17 protein-coding genes are annotated in these 22,704 nt (G+C 74.0%); 7 read left to right on the top strand and 10 right to left on the bottom strand.

The features are described 5' to 3' along the window. Positions 1-25 precede the first annotated feature (25 nt). Positions 26-970 (bottom strand): NmrA family NAD(P)-binding protein, encoded by a 945-nt coding sequence (locus tag PKA89_RS00360; RefSeq protein WP_324415443.1) that lies wholly within the window; start codon positions 968-970, stop codon positions 26-28. A gap of 150 nt (positions 971-1,120) precedes the next feature. Here PKA89_RS00360 and PKA89_RS00355 point away from each other — a divergent pair, with 150 nt between their 5' ends. Continuing rightward, the gene (locus PKA89_RS00355; RefSeq protein WP_324415441.1) at positions 1,121-1,852 is read left to right on the top strand and encodes a hemerythrin domain-containing protein; all 732 of its coding nucleotides are present in this window, start codon (positions 1,121-1,123) and stop codon (positions 1,850-1,852) included. A 15-nt stretch (positions 1,853-1,867) separates the two neighbouring features. On the opposite strand, the gene PKA89_RS00350 is transcribed toward PKA89_RS00355, so the two are convergent. The 6 genes from PKA89_RS00350 to mfd form a co-directional block, all read right to left on the bottom strand. Continuing rightward, complete coding sequence (locus tag PKA89_RS00350) at positions 1,868-5,254, bottom strand: BTAD domain-containing putative transcriptional regulator (RefSeq protein ID WP_324415439.1); 3,387 nt, start codon at positions 5,252-5,254, stop codon at positions 1,868-1,870. A gap of 78 nt (positions 5,255-5,332) precedes the next feature. Next, complete coding sequence (locus PKA89_RS00345; protein ID WP_324415437.1) at positions 5,333-6,268, bottom strand: pseudouridine-5'-phosphate glycosidase; 936 nt, start codon at positions 6,266-6,268, stop codon at positions 5,333-5,335. Continuing rightward, complete coding sequence (locus PKA89_RS00340) at positions 6,265-7,434, bottom strand: PfkB family carbohydrate kinase (RefSeq protein ID WP_324415435.1); 1,170 nt, start codon at positions 7,432-7,434, stop codon at positions 6,265-6,267. Before PKA89_RS00340 ends, PKA89_RS00345 begins: the two co-directional genes overlap by 4 nt. Before the next feature lie 428 nt (positions 7,435-7,862). Next, positions 7,863-8,819, bottom strand: coding sequence for a MazG family protein (locus tag PKA89_RS00335; protein ID WP_324415433.1), 957 nt, complete (start codon positions 8,817-8,819; stop codon positions 7,863-7,865). After that, a complete protein-coding gene (locus tag PKA89_RS00330; RefSeq protein WP_324415431.1) occupies positions 8,816-9,331 on the bottom strand; it encodes a hypothetical protein in 516 nt (171 codons plus the stop codon). Before PKA89_RS00330 ends, PKA89_RS00335 begins: the two co-directional genes overlap by 4 nt. Positions 9,332-9,350: 19 nt before the next feature. Further along, positions 9,351-12,929: a transcription-repair coupling factor gene (gene mfd / locus PKA89_RS00325; protein WP_324415429.1), complete on the bottom strand. Its 3,579-nt coding sequence runs from the start codon at positions 12,927-12,929 to the stop codon at positions 9,351-9,353. A gap of 150 nt (positions 12,930-13,079) precedes the next feature. On the opposite strand from mfd, the gene PKA89_RS00320 reads away from it, so the two are divergent. Next, entirely contained in the window at positions 13,080-14,126 is a 1,047-nt protein-coding gene (locus PKA89_RS00320) for an endonuclease/exonuclease/phosphatase family protein (RefSeq protein WP_324415426.1), read from the top strand. A 10-nt stretch (positions 14,127-14,136) separates the two neighbouring features. Here PKA89_RS00320 and PKA89_RS00315 read toward each other — a convergent pair whose 3' ends face one another. From PKA89_RS00315 to PKA89_RS00305, 3 genes are read right to left on the bottom strand one after another with little or no spacing between them, the layout of a single operon-like run. Then, on the bottom strand, positions 14,137-15,303 hold the full coding sequence (locus tag PKA89_RS00315) for a glycosyltransferase (protein WP_324415423.1): 1,167 nt from the start codon (positions 15,301-15,303) through the stop codon (positions 14,137-14,139). Then, a complete protein-coding gene (locus PKA89_RS00310) occupies positions 15,300-16,874 on the bottom strand; it encodes an O-antigen ligase family protein (protein WP_324415421.1) in 1,575 nt (524 codons plus the stop codon). Before PKA89_RS00310 ends, PKA89_RS00315 begins: the two co-directional genes overlap by 4 nt. Then, complete coding sequence (locus PKA89_RS00305) at positions 16,846-17,706, bottom strand: hypothetical protein (RefSeq protein ID WP_324415418.1); 861 nt, start codon at positions 17,704-17,706, stop codon at positions 16,846-16,848. The genes PKA89_RS00310 and PKA89_RS00305 overlap by 29 nt, the downstream gene beginning before the upstream one ends. A 393-nt stretch (positions 17,707-18,099) precedes the next feature. Here PKA89_RS00305 and PKA89_RS00300 point away from each other — a divergent pair, with 393 nt between their 5' ends. Genes PKA89_RS00300 through PKA89_RS00280 form a run of 5 tightly spaced genes read left to right on the top strand, consistent with a single transcriptional unit; the run spans position 18,100 to position 22,700 of the window. Next, a complete protein-coding gene (locus PKA89_RS00300; RefSeq protein WP_324415416.1) occupies positions 18,100-18,972 on the top strand; it encodes a hypothetical protein in 873 nt (290 codons plus the stop codon). Further along, positions 18,972-20,009: an SDR family oxidoreductase gene (locus tag PKA89_RS00295; protein ID WP_324415414.1), complete on the top strand. Its 1,038-nt coding sequence runs from the start codon at positions 18,972-18,974 to the stop codon at positions 20,007-20,009. The genes PKA89_RS00300 and PKA89_RS00295 overlap by 1 nt, the downstream gene beginning before the upstream one ends. Beyond that, positions 20,009-21,238, top strand: coding sequence for a class I SAM-dependent methyltransferase (locus PKA89_RS00290; RefSeq protein ID WP_324415412.1), 1,230 nt, complete (start codon positions 20,009-20,011; stop codon positions 21,236-21,238). Before PKA89_RS00295 ends, PKA89_RS00290 begins: the two co-directional genes overlap by 1 nt. Further along, on the top strand, positions 21,238-22,059 hold the full coding sequence (locus tag PKA89_RS00285; protein WP_324415410.1) for a glucose-1-phosphate cytidylyltransferase: 822 nt from the start codon (positions 21,238-21,240) through the stop codon (positions 22,057-22,059). Before PKA89_RS00290 ends, PKA89_RS00285 begins: the two co-directional genes overlap by 1 nt. Continuing rightward, the gene (locus PKA89_RS00280; protein WP_324415408.1) at positions 22,056-22,700 is read left to right on the top strand and encodes a PIG-L family deacetylase; all 645 of its coding nucleotides are present in this window, start codon (positions 22,056-22,058) and stop codon (positions 22,698-22,700) included. Before PKA89_RS00285 ends, PKA89_RS00280 begins: the two co-directional genes overlap by 4 nt. The last annotated feature ends 4 nt before the right edge of the window (positions 22,701-22,704 follow it).

Genomic DNA, 22,704 nt, shown 5'->3' with positions numbered 1-22,704 from the left:
CCGGACGCCCCCACCGACGTGGAGGTCAGCGGGCGAGCGCGCCGTGCTCGGCCACGACGCGGGCCACGAAGTCGACGTGGTCGGTCGGCGGCCGCCCGAGCAGCCGGGTCGTCGTCGCGAGGTCCTCGACACCGGTCGCGACCTCGAGCCGGCGCAGCGCACGCATCGACGCGAGCCAGTCCCCGCGACGATGGCCGGAGAGGTGACGGGCCAGGGCCGCCTCGAGCGCCGCGTCGTCGTCCCCGGTGTAGCGCACCGGGCGACCGAGGGCGCGCTCCCACGTGACCGCGCACTCCTGGCCGGTCAGCGAGCGCGGTCCGACGACCGGGTAGCCGCCGGACGGGAAGGCCGGGTCGAGCAGGACGTTCGCGGCGACCTCGCCCAGGTCGCGCACGTCGACGCGGTTGAGCCCTCGCCGGTGCGCCGGCTGCACGAAGGACCCCTCGAGGATGGTGCCGAGCAGCACCTCGTCGGTCTGCATGAAGTTGCTCGGGACGAGGACGACGGGGTCGGTCGCCGAGCGCTCGACCATCCGGGCGAGCGTCAGCTTCCCGCGGTAGCGCGGCAGCAGCACGCCGTACACGCGGCGCATCAGCCAGCCGTGCAGCGCGTTGCGGGCGAGCGCGTGGACGCCGGCGAAGACGAGCCGGGTGCCGGCCTCCTCGCAGGCCCGGACGACCGTGCGGGTCAGCTCGACCTCGTCGGCCTCGTGCGGTGAGACGTGGAGGACGACGTCGACCCCGGCGACCGCGAGGCGCACCGATGCGGGGTCGCGCAGGTCGCCGACGACGACGTGCACGCCCTCGGTCGAGGACAGCCGCGACGGGTCGCGGACGAGGACGCTCGGGACGGCGCCTCGCTCGCGGAGGGCGCGGACGACCTCGCGGCCCACGAGGCCGGTGCTGCCGATGACGAGCACGCTCCGGCGTGGGCGGGGGTCGGGCGGGGAAGGCTGTGCGGTGGGGGACATGGCGGCTCCTCGGGTGGGGGGTGCGGATGTCGACCACGGTGCAGGCCCTCCCTTGGAGGTGGCTTGGGCGCGGACCCAAGCCGCGCCCAAGCGCACCGGAGCACGGTGGTGCCGACGCGGGAACGACCCCGCCCACCACGAGGAGAACCGATGACCACCAGCACCACCCCCCGCCGACAGCTCGACCTGCCCGGTCAGACCCACGTCGCCGAGGGCCCCAACGACCACACCGGCATGTACGTGATGCACCACGCGCTGCGGCGCGACCTGGCCGCCTTCGCCGCCGCGACCGAGGCCACACCGCTGGACGACGCCCGGACGTGGGAGGCCCTCGCCGCCCGGTGGGGACGCTTCGCCACCACGCTGCACCACCACCACACCGCCGAGGACAGCCTGTACTGGCCGGTGCTGGAGCAGGCCGTGGGCGAGCGAGGCACACCCGCCGACCGGCTGGAGGTCGCGGCGATGAGCGAGGAGCACGAGGGCATCGACCCGCTGGTCACCGCCTGCACCGACGCGTTCGGGGCCGTCGCCGGCCACCCCTGCGACAGCCACCGCGCCGCCCTGGCCATCCGGCTGGCCGGCCTGCGCGAGGTCCTCGACCAGCACCTGGAGCACGAGGAGGGTGTCGTGCTGCCGCTCGTCCAGCGGGTGATGACCGCCGAGGAGTTCCTGGGCGTCGAGCGGGCCATCGGCCGCTCCTACGGCACGCGCGAGATCCCCTTCGTCATCGCCTGGGCGATGCACGGTCTGCCGCGCGAGGCCCGCGAGGCGATGTTCGCCGTCGCCGGCACGCCGTACCGGGTGCTCCACGCGCTGTTCCGCCGACGCTTCGAGCGGGCCGAGGCCGTGGCCTTCCGGTACGTCCGACCCGCGGGGTGAGCGGCCGGCGCGCGCTCAGAACCCGAGCGCGCGCCGGTGCTCCTCGAGCAGGCGCAGGTAGGCGGTCATCCCCCACCGCCGGGCGAGCGCCTCGGCGCGCCCGGCGAGGACCCGCGCCTCGTCGTGCTCGCCGAGCACCGCGAGGCCGATGGCGAGGTAGCCGTCGACCGGGCCGTTGACGAGCGAGATGCCGGTGACGGCCATCGTGCCGGTGGAGGGTCGCAGCGCCTCGACCGCACCGCGCGCCAGGGCCCGGTCACCCACCCGGGCGGCGACGAGCACGTGGGCCGCTGCCTCGGCCGTGTGCCACCACCGGTCGCGCAGGGGGGTGAACGGCGTCCGCGCGAGCTGCTCGCGCAGGTCGTCGTCCCGGCCGGCCACGGCGAGGACGTGGAGCATCGCGTACCGGCCCATCTCGAAGGGCTCGGCCCGGTAGAAGTCGAGCATCTGCTGGGCGACCGATGCCGCGAACCCGGGGCGCCAGGTCGCCGTCGAGTAGAGGATGCCGAACTCGTTGAGCTCCAGCGCCGGCGTGGCCAGCCCCTCGCGCATCGAGCGCATCGTCGCCGCGTGGCCGTCCGCGGCGTCGTGGTCGTCGGCGAGCAGGCCGAGGGCGAGGCGCACGAAGGCGAGGACGTACTCGATGTACGCGAACCGACGCCGCCGGGCCAGGGCCTCGGCGGCGGCCGAGTGGGTCAGCCAGCCCTCGAGGTCGCCGCGCTCGACCGCCGTCCCGGCCCGGATGATGTGCGCGAGGGCCACGGCGGCGTCGTCGCCCTGCGCGATGGCGGCCGCGAGCTGCTCGTCGGCGAGCGCCGTGCGCTCCGCCAGCGCGGTCGGCCGCCAGAGCGCGATCCACCCGGCGTGCGCGGCCCACGCCCTGAGGGCGGGGTCCCCCGTCCGGCGGGCGATGGCCGTGCCCTCGGCGACGAGCGCGTCGACCTCCGGCTCGGTGCCGTACGCGTAGTAGAGCTGGACGGCGAGCGCGAGCATGAGGACGCACCGCACGGGCGGGTCGTGGGGTCCGAGGTCGCGCAGGGTGGTCCGCAGGTCCTCGACCAGGTCCTCGTCGACCTCGCCGAACTCCTGGGGCGTCCAGACCGAGTGCCGAGTCAGCTCGGCCGCGGCCCGCGCCACGCGTTCGGGGTCGGCCTCCGTCCGGGCCAGCGACACCGCCTCGACGACCGCCGCGACCCCCCACCGCCACCGACCGGAGAAGGCGGCGGCGCCGGCGAACGCGAGGAGGAGGTCGTAGCGCTCGTCGCGGGTGCCGGCAGGGTCGAGCGCGTGGGCGTCGAGGGCCGACCGGTAGAGCTCGGTGGCCTCGACGTTCGCGAAGACCTGGCGCGCCTCGGCCGCGGCCGCGTGGGCCGATCGCCAGGCGCGGGGGGCGTGCAGCGGCCCGGCGGCGAGCCAGTGGTGGGCGAGGTCGAAGGAGCGTTCGGTCTCCGTGAGCGCGCCCCGGGGTACCTGCTCGAGGGCGTGCGCGATCCGGGCGTGGGTGCGCGACACCGCGGCCGGAGTCGCCGCGGCGAGCACCGCGTCCCGGGTCAGCGCGTGCTCGAAGGCCAGCCGGCCGTCGCTGCGGTGGTGGACGACACCCACCTCCTCCGCGGCCTCGAGCCGCTCGGCGACCTCCTCCGCGTCCCATCCACCGACCCGCGCCAGCAGGAGCGGGGAGTGCTCGCGGCCCAGCGCGGCCGCCACGAGGAGCACCTCGCGGGTCGCCTCCGGCAGGTCCCCGAGCCGTTGCCCGACGACGGCCTGGACCGACTCCGGCACCTCCCCGCGCCACCCGCCCGGCCCCGCGGCGAGCCGCGCCAGCTCGACGAGGAAGAACGGGTTGCCCCCCGTGCGCCGGCACCAGCGTTCGACGAGCGCGGCGTCAGGACCCGTGGGGCCCGGGGACACCGCGTCGACGAGCACCCGGGCGTCGTCGGGGCGCAGCCCGCCGAGCTCGAGGGTCGGCGCGCCGTACCGTGTCAGGGCGACGCCGAGGTCGGCGAGCGCGCCGGTCGGCGCCGGGCGGGCACGGCGGGTGACGACGAGCAGCACCCGGTCGCCCGGAGCCAGGTTCTCGACCAGATGGGTCAGGGCGCGCAGGGTCCGGGTGTCCGCCCAGTGCAGGTCCTCGACGACGAGCAGCACGGGCTGCTCGGCGGCCCGCGCCCGGACTCCCCGCACCAGGGCGTCCTGCACCGCGAAGGCCCGTTCCGCGACCGCCTCGGCCCTCGCACCGGCCGACGGCGCCTCCCGCGGACCCTCGAGCCCCAGGTCGTCGAGGATGGCGAACCACGGCCAGAGCGGGGGCGCCCCGTCGTCGCGCGAGCAGCGACCGACCGCCGTGAGCGTCCCGAGCCCGGCCGCGGCGGCGAGGGCGTCCTCGACGAGCCGCGTCTTGCCGGTGCCGGGGTCGCCGACGACCAGCACCGCTCCGGGCCTCCCGGACGCGGAGGTGGAGAGCAGACCGGCGACCACCTCGCGCTCGGCGTCCCGGCCGACGGTCATCCATCCCGACGCGGGGGCGACGCCGACCGACCCGCCCACCGGGGGCGGCGCTCCGGGCGGCACCGGCCGCTCCCGCAACCACTCCCCGAGCCCCGGTTCCTGACGCAGCACCGCCTCCTCCAGCGCCCTCGCCTCGGGGCCGGGGTCCAGACCCAGCTCGTCGGCGAGCAGCGCCCGGTGGGTCCGCAGCACTTCGAGAGCCTCGACCTGCCGGCCGGTGCGCACGAGCCCCAGGGCCCGGAGGCAGCGGCTGCGCTCCCGCAGCGGGTGCCGGGTCGCGGCCTGCTCCGTCGCGGCGAGGACGGCCGCGTGCTCCCCGAGCGCCAGGAGCCCGAGGGCCAGGTCCTCCTCGGCGGCGGCCCGCAGCTCGTCGAGCGCGGCCCGGTCGGCGAGGACGTCGGGGTGGTCGCCGAGGTCGACGTAGGCCGGGCCGGTCCACGTGCGCAGCGCCTCCTCGAGCGCCTCGACGTGGGCGGCCACCTCCTCGCGCGACGGCCACCCCGGCTGCGGGCCGGTGCTCAGCTGGGACCACAGCGGGGCGAGGGCCGAGTGCCGCGCCCGGACCTCGCGGGCGAAGGCCACGGCGTCGACGTCGTCCGGGGCGACCTCCAGCCGGTACCCCGCGTCCGTGGTCACGAGGACGGTGGGACGGGCGCGCGGCGCCAGGTCGGGCTCCAGGGCCCGCCGGAGGCCGGAGATGTAGGCGTGCAGCGTGCCGTGGGCGCCGGCGGGGGCGTCGTCGCCCCACACGAGGTCGACGAGCCGGTCCGCGCTCATCGTGGTGCCCGGCGCCAGGGCGAGCGCGGCGAGGATGCTGCGCGGTTTGCGCGCCGGCAGGGGTACCGGCCCGTCGGCACCCTCGACGACCGTGCTCCCCAGCACCCGGACCCTCACGAGCGCACACGATAGCCAGCACAGGCGCAGGTCAGACAGGGTCCGCCGGCGACGACTGCGTGGGGGCGCCCCCGGCCGTCAGCCGGCGGCGTACGCGACGGCGATGGCCGTACCGACCCGCGCGTTGTGCCGGACCAGCGCGAGGTTGGTCTCGAGCGAGCGGCCGTCGGAGAGCTCGACGAGCCGGCCGAGGAGGAAGGGGGTGATGTCCTTCCCGGTGACGCCCTGCGCGGCGCACTCGGCGAGGGCCCGCGCGATGACCTCGTCGATGTCGGCCCGGGGCATCTCGTGCTCGGCCGGGACCGGGTTGGCGATCGAGATGCCGCTGCCGAGGCCGAGCCCGAACGAGGCACGCATCAGCGCCGCCGCCTCCTCGGGGGTGTCGACGCGCATGGGGACGGACAGCCCGCTGGAGCGCGAGAAGAACGACGGGAACTCGTCGGTGCCGTAGCCGACGACCGGCACGCCGAGGGTCTCGAGCACCTCGAGCGTGCGCCCGATGTCGAGGATCGACTTGACGCCGGCCGAGATGACGGCCACCTCCGTCCGGGAGAGTTCGGTGAGGTCGGCGGAGACGTCCATCGAGTGCTCCGCACCCTGGTGCACGCCGCCGAGCCCCCCGGTGACGAACACCCGGATTCCCGCGAGCGCCGCGATCCGCATCGTGCTGGCGACGGTCGTCGCGCCGTGGACGCCGGTCGCGACGACGTGGGGCAGGTCGCGGACGCTGACCTTGCGGATGCCGCCGTCGGCACCGAACATCTCGAGCTCGTCGTCGGAGAGCCCGACGGTGGGGCGGCCGTCGAGGATGGCGACGGTCGCCGGGACGGCACCACCGTCGCGGACGATCTGCTCGACCTCGCGCGCCATCCCGACGTTGGCCGGATAGGGCATCCCGTGGCTGATGATCGTCGACTCCAGCGCGACGACCGGGCGGCCCTCGGCGAGCGCCTCGCGCACCTCGGGGGCGACGGAGAGCATCGGGTGGGGTGTGGCCGGGGCGGCGGTGGTCATGCGGAGAGCTCCTGGGTCGGTGGCTGGTCGGGGGTGAGGTGGGCGGCGACGAGGGCGGGAGTGAGGTCGGCGCGGACGGTGTCCGGCGAGGCGACGGTCAGGGCGGCGAGGACCTGGCCGTACCGGGCGGCCTCGACGACGCCGTGACCGGCGAGCAGGGAGTGGACGTAGCCCGCGGTCATCGCGTCGCCGGCGCCGGTGACGTCCTCGACCGTGGTCGGCGGGGCGCTCACGAGGTGGACGCGGCGCGTCGGCCGGGGGTCGTCGGCGGTGGGCCGGGGCACCACGGACAGGAGGCTGCCCCGGGTGCCGCGCCGCACCCAGACGTGCTCGACGCCGCGGTCGTGGAGGAGGCCGGCGGCCTCGACGACGCCGTCGACCTCGGGGTCGACCGGGTGGCCGACGAGGGCGGACAGCTCGTCGACGTTCGGGGTGACGGTGTGCACCGGGACGGTGCCGTCGAGGACGCGCGCGGCCTCGGTGGCCTTGGCCACGGACACAGGCTCGAAGACCCCGGGCACGCCCGCGTCGGCCGCGGCGGCGAGGACCCACCGGATGACCGTGGGGCTGACGTTCGCGTCGACGACGACGGCATCGGCGCCCTCGAGCAGCGACGGGACGACCCCCAGCTCGCCGACGGTCAGCTCGTCGGTGGCCCGCATGTCGGCGACCGCCACGAGCAGGTCCCCCTCGTCGTCGAGGACGGCGGCGTAGGTGCCGGTCGGGTAGGCGGACGTCACGAGGTGGCGGCAGTCGACGCCCGCGGCCTCGGTGCGCGCGGCGACCGTGCGCCCGGCGAGGTCGTCCCCGACGGCGGCCACGAGGACCGTGGGGCTGCCGAGCCGCGCCAGGTTCTCGGCGATGTTGCGCCCCACCCCGCCGACCGCGGAGGTCGAGACCCCGGGGTTGCTCGAGCCGATGACCGGCCGCACCGAGATCCGCATCTTGGCGTCGAGCACCGCACCGCCGACGACGAGCACCGACTGGGCCTCGGGACGCACGAGGTAGCCCCGGCCGAGGAGGACACCCTTGCGGGTGAGGTTGCTCAGGTGCACCGAGACCGCGGCCCGGGTGGAGCCGAGGCGCTCGGCGAGGGCCGCGGCGTCGAGCAGGGGGTCGGCGCGCAGCAGCGCGACGATCTCGCGCTCACGCTCGGTCAGCCTCACCTTGCAAAGGTTAAGGGGCTTTGTACTTTCGAAGCAAGCCGTCACGGCTGGGCGACGCCGGGGTGGTCCCGCCGTGCCGACCCGCGGTCGCCCTGCCGGGGCGCCGCCGCCGTGCCGACCCGACATGGCACCCCGGCACAGCGAGGACGAGGCGGCCGGGCGAGCGCGACCCGACCCCGCGCTGCCGGGACGCCGCCGCCGTGCCGATCCACCGTCGCGCTGCCGGGGCACTCCCGCCGTGCCGGCCCACCGTCGCGCTGCCGGGGCGCTTTCGCCATGCCGGCCCACCGTCGCGCTGCCGGGGCACCGCCGCCGTGCCGACCCGACATGACACCCCGGCACAGCGAGGACGACGCGGCCGGGCGAGCGCAGCCCGACCCCGCACTGCCGGGGCACCGCCGCGCGGCGGCAGCCGGCGGGGCGAGGAGTCAGCCGGGGGTGGGGCGCGCCGAGTCGGCGACCGCCCGCAGGGCGTCCCGCGCGCGCTCCTCCGCCGTGGCGAGGGCCGCCCGGGCGGCCTCGAGCTCGGCCAGCGCGGCGTCGTCGGCTCCGAGGCCGCGCCGCCGCAGCCGGGCCAGCACCTTGTCCGCGGCGAGCCCGGGGGGCAGCGAGGCGGGCACGCCGTGCAGCAGGTCGTCCGCGTAGTCGCCGCCGGCGCCCGCCTTCTCGACGGCCTTGATCCGCTCCCACTCCTCCTCGACCTGCTCGGGCGTGCTCGCGCCGCCGTCGGCGAACACGTGCGGGTGCCGCCGGACGAGCTTCTCGACGAGCAGGCCGGCCACGGTGTCGACGTCGAAGCCGTCCTCCCCCGCGTCCTCGGCCACCCGGGCGTGGAAGACGACCTGGAGGAGCACGTCGCCGAGCTCCTCGGCGAGGGCCCGCGGGTCCCCCGCGTCGATGGCCTCGAGCACCTCGTGGGCCTCCTCGACGAGGTACGGCGCCAACGAGGCATGGGTCTGCTCGGCGTCCCAGGGGCAGCCGCCCGGGGAGCGGAGCCGGTCCATCGCGGCGACGACGTCGAGCAGCCGGCCGCCCTGGACGTCCCACGACCCGACGACGACCTCGACCTCCGGCGGGACCTCGAGCCGGGAGACCTCCGCGGCCAGCGCGTCGGACAGGCCCGGGTCGCCGTCGGCGGAGCCGAGCCACGCGACGTCGGCCCCGGCCGCGAGGTCGACGAGCCGTCGGGCGAGCGCCGGCGCCGGCAGGTCGCCCACGACCTCGACGACCAGGCCCGCGTCGACGAGTGCCTCGGCGAGCGGTTCGTCGGCGGTGCGGGCGAGCCGGTGCCCGGCGTCGCGCACCGCCACCCAGGCCGGGTGGGAGAGCAGGCCGGGAGCGACCCGCGGTGAGGTGAGGACGAGGCCGAGCCAGCCGGCGCTCACTGCTTCGCGGCGGCGGGCTTGATCCAGTCCGGCGTCTGCTCGGTGACCAAGGCGCTCGCCGGGTCGAACCGGCCGTAGCGCGGGTTGACGACGACCTTGAGCTTCTGGAACTCCGAGACCGGCACCTGGGTCTGGCTCTGCTGGAACTGCTGGAGCGCGAGCTCGGCCCGCAGCACCTCGAGCGTCGGGGCCTCGGGCTTCTCGCCGTTGTAGTCGGGCTGGGTCGTGTAGGTCGTCTGCGCGATCGACTCCGACACCGGCGTGCCCTGCCGCTCGGCGATGGAGAGGATGACCGGCGCCGCGATGAGCCGCCCGAGCACCTGGCTCGTCGTGAGGTTGGCCGCCGGGAAGGTCGTGTTGATCTGCGTCCGCGCGGTCTGGACGTCGGTCTCCGTGATGACCTTGCCGTCGACGGTCGCGGCCCGGCCCGCCTCGGTCGTGCCGCAGCCGGCCGTGACGAGCGCGGCGCCGAGGATGAGCGCCGCGGCGACGCGGCGAACCGGAGTGGTCACGAGCAGTCCTTTCATCGGGTCACCCCCGGGCGGGAGTGGTCGCGGCCCGAGCGGCCTGACCGACATTGTCCATGACGACCGCCTGCACGACCTGGGCGGCCCAGTCGAGGATGTCACGGTCGCGCAGCGGCCGGCCACCGACCGGCGCGGTCCTCGGGGCCGGGACGAGCAGGGAGCCGGTCGCGGCCTTCAGGATCGACTTCGGGTACAGCCGGTTCAGCCGCAGCTGCTGGCTCTCGCGCAGCTCGACGGGGCCGAAGCGGACGTGCTGGCCCTGCACCGAGATGTCGGCGATGCCGGCCGCGCGGGCCACCGTGCGCAGCCGGGCCACTTCGAGGAGGTTGCGCACCGGCTCGGGCACCGGGCCGTAGCGGTCGACGAGCTCGCCCTCGATCTCGGCCAGCTGCTGCTCGTCGACGACCGCCGCTAGCTTCTTGTACATCTCGAGCCGCAGCCGCTCGTGGGGGACGTAGTCGTGCGGCAGGTGGGCGTCGACGGGCAGCTCGATCTTGATCTCGGCCGGGGCCTCCTCGCCCTCGCCACGGAACGAGGCGACGGCCTCCCCGACGAGCCGGACGTAGAGGTCGAACCCGACCCCGGCGATGTGCCCGGACTGTTCGCCGCCGAGCAGGTTGCCGGCCCCGCGGATCTCGAGGTCCTTCATCGCCACCTGCATGCCCGAGCCGAGGTCGGTGTTGCTCGCGATGGTCTGGAGCCGGTCGAGGGCGGTCTCGGTGAGCGGCGTCTCCGGCGGGTAGAGGAAGTACGAGTACGCCCGCTCACGTCCCCGTCCGACGCGACCGCGCAGCTGGTGCAGCTGGGAGAGCCCGAGCCGGTCGGCGCGCTCGACGATGAGGGTGTTGGCGTTGGAGATGTCGAGGCCGGTCTCGACAATGGTCGTGCAGACGAGGACGTCGAAACGCTTCTCCCAGAAGTCGACAACCACCTGTTCGAGCTTGTGCTCGCCCATCTTCCCGTGGGCGGTCGCGACCCGGGCCTCCGGCACGAGCTCGCGGATGCGGGCCGCGGCCTTCTCGATGGTCGACACCTTGTTGTGGACGAGGAAGACCTGGCCCTCGCGCAGCAGCTCGCGGCGGATCGCGGCCGTGACGGTCTTCTCGTCGTACGCGCCGACGTAGGTGAGGACGGGGTGGCGCTCCTCGGGGGGCGTGGCGAGGGTGGACATCTCGCGGATGCCGGTGACCGCCATCTCGAGGGTGCGCGGGATCGGGGTGGCCGACATGGCGAGGACGTCGACCGAGGTGCGCAGGGCCTTGAGCTGCTCCTTGTGCTCGACGCCGAAGCGCTGCTCCTCGTCGACGACGACGAGCCCGAGGTCCTTGAACCGCACCTCCTTCGACAGGAGGCGGTGGGTGCCGATGACGAGGTCGACCGAGCCGTCGGCGAGGCCGGCGAGCACCGCCCTGGCCTCGGCGTCGGTCTGGAACCGGGAGAGGCCCTTGACGACGACGGGGAAGCCGGCGTACCGCTCCGAGAAGGTGTTGAGGTGCTGCTGCACGAGCAGCGTCGTCGGGCAGAGCACGGCCACCTGCTTGCCGTCCTGGACCGCCTTGAACGCCGCGCGCACCGCGATCTCGGTCTTGCCGTAGCCGACGTCGCCGCAAACGAGGCGGTCCATCGGCACCTCGCGCTCCATGTCGGCCTTGACCTCGTCGATGGTGCTCAGCTGGTCGGGGGTCTCGACGTGCGCGAAGGCGTCCTCGAGCTCGCGCTGCCACGGCGTGTCCGGGCCGAAGGCGTGCCCGCGCGTGGCCATCCGGGCCGAGTAGAGGCGGATGAGCTCGGCCGCGATCTGCTTGACGTAGCGGCGGGCCCGGCCCTTGGTCTGCTGCCAGTCCGAGCCGCCCATCTTGTTGAGCGTCGGCTGCTCGCCGCCGACGTAGCGGGTCACCTGGTCGAGCTGGTCGGTGGGGACGTAGAGGCGGTCGCCGGGCTGGCCGCGCTTGGACGGGGCGTACTCGAGGACGAGGTACTCGCGGGTCGCGCCCTGCACGGTGCGCTGCATCATCTCGACGAACCGGCCGACGCCGTGCTGCTCGTGGACGACGAAGTCGCCGGGGCGCAGCTGGAGGGGGTCGACCTGGTTGCGCCGGCGCGACGGCATCCGGCGCATGTCCTTGGTCGAGGTGCCGGAGCCGGCGGCCGAGCCGGTGAGGTCGGCCTCGGTGACGACGGCGAGCCGGGCGGCCGGCACGAGGAAGCCGGCGCCGACCCCCCCGGTCGTCACCGTGACGAGGCCCGGCTCGGGGGTGGCCTCGGCGAGGAGACGGCTCGGCACCTCGTGCTCGGCGAGGACCTCGGCGACCCGCTTGGCGAGGCCGGGCCCCTCGGTGGTGACGAGCACCGACCACTCCTCGGCGGCCAGCCGGCGCAGCTCGGCGACGGCGTCCTCGGTGCTGCCCCGGAAGGTGGGCGAGACGGCGAGCCCGAGGTCGAGGGTGTCGTCGTCGGGGTCGCCGGTGAAGGGGGTGAGGTCGAGCCAGCGCACCCCGAGCGAGCGGGCCTGCTCGCGCAGCTCGGCCATCGTGCGGAAGGACGCGGTGCCGAGGACGGCCTCGAGGTCGATGGGCACCGCGCTGCCGCCGGCGGCGCTCGCCCAGCCGGCCTGGAGGAACTCCTGGCTCGTCGAGACGAGGTCGTGCGCGCGGGTCCGCACGCGCTCGGGGTCGCAGGCGACGAGCACCGCGTCGGCGGGCAGCACCTCGAGGAGGGTCTCCATGCCGTCGACGAGCGCCGGCGCCAGCGACTCCATCCCCTCGACGGCGATGCCGTGCGAGAGCTTGTCGAGGATGTCGGCGACGCCGGGGAGCTGGTCGGCGAGCGCAGCCGCCCGCTCGCGCACGGCCGGCGTGAGCAGCAGCTCGCGGCACGGCGGCGCCCACAGTCCGTGCTCGGCGACCTCGAGCGAGCGCTGGTCGGCGACCTTGAACCAGCGGATCTCCTCGACCGTGTCACCCCAGAACTCCACCCGCAGCGGGTGCTCCTCGGTGGGCGGGAAGACGTCGAGGATGCCTCCGCGGACGGCGAACTCGCCGCGGCGCTCGACGAGGTCGACGCGCGCGTAGGCCGCGGCCACGAGGTCCTCGACGACGTGCTCGAGGGGGGCCTCCTCGCCGGCGGAGAGCGAGACCGGACGCAGCTCCCCGAGGCCCTTCGCGATGGGCTGGAGCACCGCGCGCACCGGGGCGACGACGACCGCCGGCCGGCCGTGGGTGGTGTCGGCGGCGTCCGGGTGGGCGAGCCGCCGCAGCACCGACAGGCGCTGGCCGACCGTGTCGCTGCGCGGGCTCAGGCGTTCGTGCGGGAGCGTCTCCCAGGACGGGAACAGTGCCACGGCGTCCCGGCCGAGGGTGGCCGCGAGCGCGGACTCGAGGTCCTCGGCCTCGCGACCGGTGGCGGTGACGGCGAGGACCGGGGCACCGGAGGGTCGCGGGGCCAGTGCGGCGACGACGGCCGGGCGGGCGCCGGGGGGTGCCGAGGCCTCGACCTCGGCGCCGGGCGCGGCGAGGTCGTCGGAGAGGCGGACGAGGGTGTCGAGGGCCGCGAGTCGGGAGCGCAGCGGGGCGAGAGCGGGCATGTCGCCGTCCAGCGTAGTCCGCCCCACCGACACCGGGTTCCGGGGCGGGCACAGCGTCGCCGGTTACTCTCGGGCTGGCGCCCACGCCGGAACCGGTGACCGCCGGCGCCCCTGCCACCCATGTGACCGCACACGCCGAGGGGAAGCACGATGGACTCCGGAGCCGTCGCCCGCCGCCGACGGTGGCGACCGGTCGCCGTGACCCTCGGCCTCACGGGCCTGGTCGGCACGTTGGTGCTCACCGGGGCGCGGGTCCTGGAGCCTCGCTCCTACCCCATGGCCCTGCTCGCGACAGTGAGCCCGGCCGCGGTGGTCTCCGGACTCTTCACCGCGGCCCTGCTGGCCATGGCCTCGCTCGTCCGGGGACGCGGCCGGCTCCCGGCGGCGGCGAGCGCGCTGCTCGCCCTCGCCCTGGTTGCCGTCCACGTCGGCTGGCTGGCCCCGTCCTTCGTCGGCGCCACCCCGCCGGCAGGTCCCGGACGAGGGCTCACCGTCCTCAGCCAGAACTTCGAGTACGGCGACGTGGCGGACCTCGTGGCCACGACCCGGGCCGTGCGCGCGGACATCGTGGTCCTCGTCGACGTCCAGCCCGACCAGTTCGACCGCCTGCTGGCCTCAGGGTTCCTGTCCGCCTACCCGTACCGCAGCGGGGTCGACTCGACGAGCCCGTCAAACACGATCGTCCTCAGCCGGTTCCGCTACACGGAGCAGCGCACCATCGCCGCCGGTCACGACTCCCGGCTGTACCGGCTGGAGGGCACGCCCGTCGGCACCCTCGCCTTCGCCGCGGTGCACCCGCCACCTCCGTACGTCGACGGCAGCCAGCCATGGCGCGACCAGCTGCGCACCATCGGGGACGCGCTCGGTGCCCAGCTGCGGTCAGAGCCGTCGGTGCCGGTCCTCGCGGCAGGTGACTTCAACGCCGACGTCGAGCACCAGCCCTTCCGCCGTCTCCTCGGGGTCGGTGCGTTGCGGGATGCGGCCGAGCTGGCGAACACGGGGTGGGCCCCGACCTTCCCGGCGAACGACCACTGGACCTCGCACGGCGTCGCTCCCCCGGCGTTCACCGCGATCGACCACGTGCTTCTCGGGCCGACCTTGACCGTCACCGGCGTGCGCCGCACCGACATCAGCGGCTCGGACCACCTCGGCCTCGTGGTCCACGTGGCCCTGCGGGCCGGCGCGCCGACCGGCTGAGGCCGCGACCTCAGCCGGGGGGCAGTCCCAGGGCGCGTGCCCGCCACGCGGCGTAGCGAGCCGTCCAGTCGTGGGCGGCGCGGAAGGCGGCGACCTCCTCGCCGTCCGCCCGACCGAGGGCCGCTGCGTCGAGCACGCGAGGCCCCAGGGCCGCACCCGCGGGGACGAGGAGGCAGCGCCGGCTGATTCCCCGCATGGGCTCCAAGTCGGTGGCCACCACCGGTGCGCCCGACGCGAGGTACTCGTAGAGCTTGAGGGGGCTCATCGCCTCGGTCATCGGCGTGACGCGGTGCGGGATGAGCCCGACGTCGGCGCTCGCCATCATCCGCAGCACCCGGGGCCGGGGCTCCGGGGGCCGGACCACGACGTTCGGGGCGGCGCGCAGCTCGTCGAACAGCCGCGGGTCGGCCTCGTGGCCGACGAGCACGACGGTCCAGTCCGGCAGGTCGGCGGCCAGCTCGCGCAGGGCCTCACGGTCCACCCGCACCTCGAGGGAGCCCGCGTAGAGCGCGACGGGGCCCTCGATCGCGGTGAACCATCCCGGCGCCTCCGGCAGGTCCTCGAAGTGCGACGCGTGGATGCCGTTCGGCACGACGGCCGACCGCGGCGCGCCGATCCGGTCGACGATCCGGCGGGTCACGCCGATGACCACCACGTCGCGCTCGGCCATCCGCCGGTAGGCCTCGAGCAGCATCTCGCGCCGCGGAGCGAACGGCGGGTACTCGGCCCAGTCGTCCCACCCGTAGTAGACGACGTCCGCCCAGCCCTCGCGGTCGGCGACCGCGGCGTGCACCGGGTGACAGGTCACGAGGACCGGCCGGTCGGCGGTGCGCCGTCCCGCCTCGCTCAGGAGTCGCCGGTCCAGGCGCGCGTACTCGGCTGCCGTGGAACGGAACCGAGCTGGGTCGGCCCGTCGGACACGGCGCGGCTGGAGCAGCTCCTGCGTGCCGGTGTACCCCGGCCGCGAGGTCCAGGTCGTGGCCCCACCCCGCAGCAGCCCCGCGTGCGACCGCAGACCGTTGACGACGACGAGGGGGTCGACGCCGGGGTCGCGCGCCAGCTGGTCGACCATGACGTCGGCCGACCAGGACAGCTGGCGCTCCTCGGCGTCCGCCCAGGTCTGGTACGCGAGCGCGAAGACCACCGGGACCGGTCCGGTCCGGGGTGCGGTCGTCATCGCCGGGCGCCGGCGGGGACAGCCTCACCGGCCGGCGCCGTCGCCGGGACCGACCGCTCGGGCTCCAAGGTCCGACTGTGCCCGCGCCGGGTGAGCTTGGGCCGGTCGGCGGACTGCGACCACAGGGCACCCGCGGCACCGAGGAGAAGGAAGAGGGTGAAACCGGTCTGCTTGAAGCTCAGCTCGTCGAATGTGCCGGCAGCCGCTGCGAGGCCCGCGATGCTCCCGGCGAGCGCCTGCCCGAGGCTGCGCAGCGAGGGGTCGGTCGAGCGATGGCGCACCCCGCGGGCGATGCCCACACCCACGACGAAGACGGCGACAAGGCCGGCAAGGCCCACGAGGCCCCCCTCGAGCAGGCTTCCGAGGTACTGGTTGTCGAGGTAGAAGTACGCGAGCGGGTCGAACGTGCCGAGGCCGCGCCCGAACACGAGGTGGTCCTGAAGAAGCCCGGGCACCTTGGCGTAGTCCTCGGTGCGCCCCTGGATGCTGGGGTCGGTGTTGCCGATGAACACGAGGCTGCGCAGGGTCCCGAGCAGGCCGGGCACCGCCGACCGGAAGAGGACCAGGCCGATCGCCCCGAGGACCATGAGGTTGACGCGCTGCCGTCCCGACAGGTGGGCGGCATACACGCCCAGCCCGACCGCGAGGGTGAGCAGCCCGGAGCGCGAGACGGTCATCGGGTTGACGAGGAGGATGGCGGTGAGGGACGCGGCGGCCAGGAGTCGCCGGCCGCGGCGGTCGTCGTAGAGCGCGAAGTGCAGGGCCAGGGGGGCGAGGCAGGCCAGCGCGACGGCGTACTCGATCGGGTGGGCGGCGGCGCCGTCAATGCGTGAGAAGCCGGAGCGGGTGTCGTTGATGATCTGCGTCGTGGTCGTCAGCCCGGGCAGGTGCATGAGGTCGCGGTAGCTGAAGGTCGTCGACGAGAACTCGAGGATGCCGACGAGGGACGCGACGAGCGCGACGGACACCAGCCGGCGGAGCAGCAGCTCGACACGGTGGCGGCTCTCGAGGCCGTCCACGGCGAACATGGCGATGCCGATGACGGCCAGCACGGGGAAGACCGCCCGGATCGCCCCGGAGGCCTCCATGTCGTTGAGGATGCGCGTCGTCCCGGCCGCGAAGGCGGTGAGGGAGACGAGGGCGTAGCCGAGGACCACCCACCGCACCGGGTGTCCCGCCCGGCACTGCACGAGCCCCAGCACCCGGCCGGCGGCCCACAGCGCCAGGGCGAGAAGACCGGCCAGGAGGGCCGGGTTGCCGGTCGAGCGCAAGGGTCCGACGAGGACGTAGTTCTCCGGGAGGAGGTAGACGAGGATGACGACGAGGGTGAGGACGGTCAGCGCGTCGCGTCGCGACACGGACACGAGGCCACCGACGAAGGCGACGCCCAGGAGTCCTGCGGACACGACGAAGCTGAACGGGAGGACGAGGATCGAGACGAGGTAGCCGAGGACGACGACCGCGTAGACGACGGTCGCCGGACGACTGCGCAGCGCCCTGCGCAGCTGGGCGGGCCGGAACCAGCGCCGGCCGGTCAGCCGCTCAGCCGGAGAACTGGCGGGCCCGGTCACCGCTGTACGTCCTCTTTCGCCTCCGGGGCGACCCCGAGGCCACCGCGTCCTCCGATTCGCCCGTGGCCCGGTCGGCTCCGGACACGTGGGTGCCACCGTCGCGGGCGGGCACCGCAGACGTGGCGACCGGTGCTGCGTGCTCGCCGTCGCCGTGACCGATCCCCTCGGCGTGGCGGGACTCGCCGGCCGGGCCGTCGTCGGACGGACCGTCGCCGCGCTCGTCGCCACCGGCCGCCCTCCGGGCCCGGCGGGTCATCACGCGGTCGACGATGATGGAGAGCGCCGCGCCGGTCAGCAGACCGATGCCCCCGAGGGCGACGATCAGCTTGAGCTTCGACTGCGGCGGGAGCTCGTTGACCTGCGTCGCCGCCGTGGTGAAGGTCGAGTACTGCGAGACGGGCGGCGCACCGGCACGGTCCTGGATCGCCTCGATCCGCGGGTTTGTCTGCGCAAGCACTCTGTCGACGACAGTGCGCACGTCGGCGGCCGACCCGCCCCATGTCTGGATGAGGTAGCTCTGGGTGTTCTGCGGCTGGAACACGGTGTACCGCGTGCCGTCATCGGTCTGGCCCGGCGCCACCCCGCTCGTCCCCGGAAGCCCAAGCGTCTGCTGCGAGGCATTGGCGAGCAGGTCGGACTGCAGCGCCTCGGAAAGGAGAGTCGCGTCGCCCCCGAAGAGCGGGTTGTCGCTGCGCGGGTCGCGGGCACCGGGGTTCACCTGGCCGCCGTGCGTGTAGACGATCCCGTAGGCGGCGAAGGCGGTGTACTCCGGCTTCTGCCGCTCGGCCAGGCCGTAGCCGATGGCGGCTGCGATGAGGAGCACGGGCAGCATGACATACCAGCGTCGAAGGCTCACTCCGACGACGTCGAGCGCGTCCACAATCCCCTACTTCCGTCACCGGTCAGGACACATCGGTTCTCACGAGCGTAACCGCTGACCCTGAACGCCCGGATCGAGTTGCGGACATTCGGACGGCGGCTCGCCGGGCCGGGCCACTGCGGACCGCCGGAAAACCGCACGGGGCGCCGGGGGTCCGAGGTACGTTGGTGCGGCAGGAGCAGTGTTGCGATGTCGGGAAGCAGAGGGAACGACATGCAAGGAGCACCATCAGCCGCGCGTTCTGACGCACCGGTATTCACCCGCGGTGACCGCGTCAGGGTCAAGAGCCCGGCGGCCGTCCTCGAGACGCTGGACGACCGGGGTGACCTCGAGAACCTCCCGTTCATGCCCGAGATGGTCCCGCTGTGTGGCCAGACCCTCGAGGTGCACGCCCGCGCCGACAAGACGTGCGACACAGTGAACATCACCGGGTGCAGCCGCGAGATGGACCGCACGGTGCACCTCGTCGGCGTCCGTTGCGACGGCTCCGCGCACGGTGGCTGCCAGGCCGGCTGCCTCTTCTTCTTCAAGGAGGACTGGCTCGAGCCGGCCGATGACCCGGCGCGGCCCGCCGACCCCGTCGAGCCCGCCGACGTCGAAGCGCTCCGGGCCCGGCTCGAGCCGACGACGACCACGGCGCCCGGGGTCTACCGGTGCCAGGCCACCGCCCTGCCCGAGGCCACCCGGCCGATGGCCGGCCTGCGCCACTACGTCCGCGACGTCACCACCCACAACGTCCCGCCCCGGCTCTTCCTGCGGGCCATGCAGGTCGCCTTCATCGACCGCTACCAGCGTTTCTCCCGCAACCGGCTCCCCGAGCGCCTGCGCTACAAGGAGGGCCACGAGCTCCCCGACGTCCGCGGGCCCCTGACGAGGACGCCGGTCGAGAACCTCGACCTGCAGCCGGGCGAGCTGGTCGAGGTCAAGAGCCTCCCGGAGATCCGAGCCACGCTCAACGGCAACCAGCGCAACCGCAACCTCTGGTTCGACCGTGAGATGGTCCGCTACTGCGGCCGCCGGATGCGCGTCCTGCGCCGCGTCGAGCGGCTGATCGACGAGGCGACGGGCGAGATGATCGTCCCGAAGACCCCGAGCATCATCCTCGACGGCGCGATCTGCGTCGGCGATTACCACAAGCTGTGCCCCCGCCAGGACTACGCCTTCTTCCGCGAGGTCTGGCTGCGGCGCGTCGACAACGAACAGGGTGGAACCTCCTGATGCGACTGCTCGTCACCGGGGACCGCGGCTACATCGGCGCCGTCATGGTGCCCGTGCTCCTCGACGCCGGACACGAGGTCGTCGGCCTCGATGCCGGGTGGTACGACGGGTGTGACTTCGGCACCCCGCCCACGGGGTACGACCAGCGGACCGGCGACGTCCGCGACGCCCGGCCCGAGGACATCGCCGGCTTCGACGCGGTGATCCATTTGGCGGCGATCTCGAATGACCCGATCGGGCACCTCAACCCCGACGCGACGTACTCGGTGAACGCCGAGGGGGCCATCCACATGGCCCGGGTCGCCAAGGCCGCCGGGGTCGGACGCTTCCTCTTCGCCTCCTCGTGCTCGCTCTACGGAGCGGCCGGCCGGGACGACGTCGACGAGACCGCACCGTTCAACCCGGTGACCCCCTACGGGGAGAGCAAGGTGATGGCCGAGCGCGGTATCTCCGAGCTCGCCGACGACACCTTCAGCCCGAGCTACCTGCGCAACGCGACGGCCTACGGGTCCTCGCCCCGGCTGCGGGCCGACATCGTGGTCAACAACCTCACCGGTACGGCGTTCACCCAGGGCAAGGTCGAGATGCAGAGCGACGGCACGCCATGGCGTCCGCTCGTGCACATCCGCGACATCACCGCCGCGTTCATGGCCGTCCTCGACGCGCCGCGCGAGGTCGTCCACGACCAGGCCTTCAACGTGGGACGCGACGAGGACGTCGTCCAGGTGCGTGACATCGCGCTCTCGGTCGCGGAGACGATGGGGGCGCCGGTCACCTTCGCCCCGGGGGCCGGACCCGACAAGCGCGACTACCGGGTGGGCTTCGGCAAGATCACCGAGCTACTGCCCGCGTTCCGGCCGGGGTGGACGGTGCAGCGTGGCATCGACGAGCTGGCTGCCGACATGCGACGCATCGGTCTGAGCACCGAGGACTTCACCGGGCCCCGGTTCGTGCGTCTCCAGCGGATCAAGCAGCTCATGGAGCGCGGCGAGATGACCGCCGACCTGCGCCTCACCCGCCAGCCTCAGGGGGTCTGATGAACCTGCCGCCCTGCCGCCTGTGCGGCGCCGACCTCACCCACACCTTCGTCGACCTCGGGATGTCACCGCCGTGCGAGAGCTTCCTCACGGCCGACGAGCTGGACCAGGGCGAGACGTTCTACCCACTCAACGTGCGCCTGTGCACCGAGTGCCTCCTCGTCCAGCTGCCGAACTACATCCCGCCGGACGCGATCTTCAGCCACTACGCGTACTTCTCGTCCTTCAGCGACTCATGGGTGCGGCACGCCGGCCGCTACGTCGACACCGCCGTCGCGCGGCTCGGACTCGACGAGTCCTCGTTCGTCGTCGAGGTCGCGAGCAACGACGGCTACCTGCTGCAGCACGTGCGTGACCGCGGCATCCGCTGCCTCGGCATCGAGCCGGCCGCGAACGTGGCGGAGGCGGCCCGCGAGAAGGGCATCGAGACGGTCGTCGAGTTCGTCGGCGAGGAGACGGGCACCCGGATCTCCGGCGAGCACGGCAAGGCCGACCTCGTCGCCGCGAACAACGTCTTCGCCCACGTCCCGGACATCGTCGACTTCGCCAAGGGCCTGCGGGCCCTGCTCGCCGAGGACGGCACGCTGACCATCGAGATCCCGCACTTGTTGCGTCTCATCGAGGACCGGCTCTACGACACGATCTACCACGAGCACTACTCGTACCTGTCGCTGCTCACCACGCAGCGGGTGCTCGCGACCGCGGGTCTCACCGTCGTCGACGTCGAGGAGCTCGCCAGCCACGGCGGTTCGCTGCGCACCTGGTCGATGCCCACCGAGTCGGCCGGGCCGCCGAGCGAGCGGGTCGCCAAGGTGCTCGCCGACGAGCGGGCGGCGGGGCTCGACACCGTCGAGGGCCACGCCGGGTTCGCCCCCGTCGTCAGCGCCGTCCGCAACGACCTCGTCGAGTTCCTCGTCGACCGCTCCCGCGAGGGCGCGCTCGTCGCCGGCTACGGCGCGCCGGGCAAGGGCAACACGTTGCTCAACCACGCCGGGGTGCGCGCCGACCTGCTCGCGTTCACGGTCGACCGCAACACCTTCAAGCACGGCCGGTTCCTGCCCGGGACGCACATCCCGATCCACCCGCCGGAGGTGCTCGCCGAGCGCCGGCCGGACTACATCCTCATCCTCCCCTGGAACCTGCGGGCCGAGATCACCGATCAGCTGGCCTACACCCGCGAGTGGGGAGCACGGCTCGTGGTCCCGCTCCCGACGCTCGAGGTCTTCTGATGAAGGTCGTGCTCTTCTGCGGTGGCTATGGCCTGCGGATGCGGGTCGGCGAGGACCCGCGCCCCAAGCCGATGATGCCGATCGGGTCCCGGCCGGTCCTCTGGCACATCATGCGGTACTACGCGCACTTCGGGCACAAGGACTTCGTCCTCGCCCTCGGGTACGGCGCCCAGGTGGTCAAGGACTACTTCCTCGAGTACCGCGAGACGGCCTCGAACGACTTCGTCCTCACCGACGGCGGCCGCTCGGTCGAGCTCGTGACCCACGACATCAGCGACTGGCGGATCACCTTCGCCGACACCGGGCTGAACACCCAGATCGGCGAGCGCCTACGCCGTGTGCGCCGGTACCTCGGCGACGACGAGATGTTCCTCGCCCACTACGGCGACGTGCTCACCGACGCCCCGATGAACGACATCATCGAGCACGTGCGCGGCACCGACGCCCTCGGCAGCCTGCTCGCCATCAAGCCCCCCGGCTCCTTCCATGTCGTGCACGTCGGGGACGACGACCGGGTCACCGGGTTCCAGGCCGCCACCGAGCTGCCGCTGCGGATCAACGGAGGCTTCTTCGTGCTGCGCCAGGGGATCTTCGACCACCTCGGGGAGGGGGAGGACCTCGTCGGCGACGCGTTCGAGCGGGCCGCGAAGCTGGGTCGCCTGCTGGCCATCCCCTACGACGGCTTCTGGAAGCCGATGGACACCCTCAAGGAGCGGGCGGAGCTCGAGGACCTCAACCGCACCGGGGAGGCACCCTGGGCGCTCTGGCAGGAACGCGTCGAGCCCACGTCCACGACGGCGACCGCCTACGTGGCCCAGTGATCGACCTCCGGCTGCCGGCGGGACGGCTCGAGGTCCTGTGCCTCGGAGCGCACTGCGACGACATCGAGATCGGCTGCGGCGGAACGTTGCTGCAGCTGGCGTCGTCGGGGCGGGCGACCGTGCGGTCGGTCGTGCTCTCGGGCACACCGGAACGGCGGGCGGAGAGCCGGGCCGCCGCCGCCGCGTTCGGCAACACCGAGCCGCCACGGTTCCTCGACGTCCCCGACGGCCGCTTCCCGGCGCACTGGGGTGCGGTCAAGCAGCACCTCGAGGACGCCGCCCGTGACCTGCCGACCCCCGACCTCGTCCTCGCCCCCCGTCCGGACGACCGGCACCAGGACCACCGGCTGCTCGCCGAGCTGACGACGACGACCTGGCGCGACTCGCTCGTCCTGCACTACGAGATCCCCAAGTGGGACGGCGACCTCGGGCCGGTCACCCACTACGTGCCCCTCGACGAGGCCACGGCGCGGCGCAAGTTCGCCCTGCTCGACGAGAACTACCCCTCCCAGCGCCACCGCGACTGGTGGGACGAGCAGATGTTCCTCGGCCTGCTCCGGCTGCGGGGCATGGAGTGCCGGGCCCCCTACGCCGAGGGCCTCGTCGTCGCCAAGGCCCGCCTCGACGTCACGGAGGGTTGACCGG

This window comes from Phycicoccus sp. (assembly GCF_035325325.1).
GTDB lineage: Bacteria > Actinomycetota > Actinomycetes > Actinomycetales > Dermatophilaceae > Phycicoccus.
This window is presented reverse-complemented; position numbering and strand designations above follow the sequence as displayed.